The organism is Ferrimicrobium sp. (assembly GCF_027364955.1).
Taxonomy (GTDB): domain Bacteria; phylum Actinomycetota; class Acidimicrobiia; order Acidimicrobiales; family Acidimicrobiaceae; genus Ferrimicrobium.
Genome location: NZ_DAHXOI010000064.1, coordinates 1 through 2,257 on the forward strand (window position 1 = coordinate 1; position 2,257 = coordinate 2,257).

The 2,257-nt window shown below is 50.9% G+C and carries 2 protein-coding genes; both read left to right on the forward strand.

Features of this window, described 5'->3' with window-relative positions; all coding sequences use genetic code 11:
* Positions 1-44 precede the first annotated feature (44 nt).
* Entirely contained in the window at positions 45-611 is a 567-nt protein-coding gene (locus tag M7Q83_RS13975; protein WP_298340212.1) for an IS607 family transposase, read from the forward strand.
* Entirely contained in the window at positions 608-2,224 is a 1,617-nt protein-coding gene (gene tnpB, locus M7Q83_RS13980; protein ID WP_298340216.1) for an IS607 family element RNA-guided endonuclease TnpB, read from the forward strand. The genes M7Q83_RS13975 and tnpB overlap by 4 nt, the downstream gene beginning before the upstream one ends.
* The last annotated feature ends 33 nt before the right edge of the window (positions 2,225-2,257 follow it).

Here is a 2,257-nt window from a genome sequence, read left to right on the forward strand (position 1 = left end):
AGGGTAGCAACAGTTGACGTATAGATGTGCTATAGTTACATATAGTGAACTTGCGTGAGTGGGCACTGTCCCAAGGTATACATCCTCAGACGGCGTATAAATGGTATCGCGCGGGCACTCTTCCTGTTCCTGCACGTAAAGTTGGACAACTCATACTGGTGGGAGACTTAGAGTCTCGGCCATCGGTATCTAAGTCTGCCGTCATATATGCGCGAGTTTCTTCGGCGGATCAGAAGTCGGACTTAGACCGCCAGGTTGCCAGGGTTCTTACGTGGGCTACGGAACATGGGTATGTGATAGACCGTGTAGTAACCGAAGTTGGTTCGGCGCTCAATGGCCATAGGAGCAAATTCCTGTCGCTACTCAAAGACTCAACAGTCGAAAATATCTTGGTCGAACACAGAGATCGTTTTTGTCGGTTTGGAGTCGAGTGCATAGAAGCTGCGTTGGAGGCGCAGTCACGAAAACTAGTTGTGGTAGACCCTGCTGAGGTAGACGATGATCTAGTGCGTGATGTCACAGAGTTGCTGACATCCTTATGTGCGCGTCTGTATGGCCACCATGCGGCTGCGGATAAAGCTCAGCGCGCTATTGATGCGGTGTGTTCATGATCGTAATTATGCGGACAAAAGCGCAAGCTAAGAAGGTGTCCGACCTCACTATAGGCGAGGTGATTTTAGATGACGGTAAACCGACAAGGAAAGTACAGCTTCCCGGAGATTTCGAGCAATACCGAGAGGCTGTAGAGTCGGTGAGTGTACTCTTCCAGCTCAGTGACGATACGGGCGACAAAGTACCGACCGGCTGGACGATCACAGGAGCTTCTTTTGAAGTAGAGTGGCCGAAAGAACAGAGATTGGCTTCTCTGATTTGGTCTCACTTCGGTGCTAGAAGATTTGCCTACAACTGGGCGCTGTCCAAAGTCAAGTCGGACATAGAGGCCAAGAGAGCCGACGAGAACCACCTATCTACTCCGTGGACTCTTGAAGCTCTGCGAAAACAATGGAATCAAGAAAAGAACGAAGTCGCTCCCTGGTGGGGAGAGAACTCCAAAGAGGCGTACGCTTCTGGTATCGCCGACCTAGTACAAGCTCTTTCTAATTGGTCGAGCTCTAAGCGCGGGAAGCGAAGAGGCAAGAAGGTCGGGTTCCCCAAGGGAAAGTCAAAGAGAAAAGACCAGAACAGAGTGCGTTTCACGACAGGCACTATGCGCTTTGAGGACGATCATAGAACGATCGTTCTACCTACCATAGGTGCTCTACGGTCTAAAGAGAACACCCGCAGGATACAACGTCATCTTACCAACGGGACTGCCAAAAACAATGCTCGACTACTCAACTGCACTCTCTCAGAGAGATGGGGACGGTTGTTTGTCTCCTGTCAAGTAGCCATAAAGACGAGCGTACTTCCTACGTCATCTACGACTGCGCTCGACCAACTTCCACGAGCTGGCGTGGATCTAGGATTAAGATCGCTTGCCACCATTGCCGATAGCAACGGCAATATCACAGTCATTCCCAACCCTACTCCTTTAAGAGCCACGCTTGACGAGCGTCGTAGGGTTGGGCGCGCCCTTTCACGTCGGATACCCGGATCACGCGGTCATAAACAAGCAAAAGCCAAGCTTGTCAAGCTAGACCGCAAGGCCGTACATATCCGGCGTGAAAGCATCCATCAGTTAACTCATTATCTGGTGGAGAACTACAGCGAAGTTAAGATTGAAGACCTTAACATCGCTGCCATGAAACGGAGCATGGGGAAACGAGCGTTCCGTCGTTCGGTATCGGATGCCGGACTAGGAGCTTTTCGACCAACCATTACCTATAAGGCTGAGAGAGCCGGAGTTAAGGTTGTCGTCGTGGATCGTTTCTTCCCCTCGTCACAAATCCACCACAACTGCACAGGCAGACTGACGGGTGCAAAGCTTGCTAAGAAACTCGTCTGTGATACCTGTCGAGTTGAAGTGGATCGAGATGACAATGCTGCGTTAAATATCCGCGACTGGTCGGCTACCAGTCCTGGCCTAGTTGAGACCAGCGCCCTGTTCGTTCCCAGGCCCATATCGGGTACAGGCGGCAGTTCAGATGATGAGATGACTTATCACCTGGAGAGAGCGCGTAAGACCAGTAGCAATACTGGCCACGCTTGGAGAGGCAAGAACGACTCTCGGACGAGTGAGAATAGAGTCCGAGACAAGAACCTTGTAAAAGGTGCATCTATATGAGTGGACTCAGTGTTTATCACTCAGATGCAACGG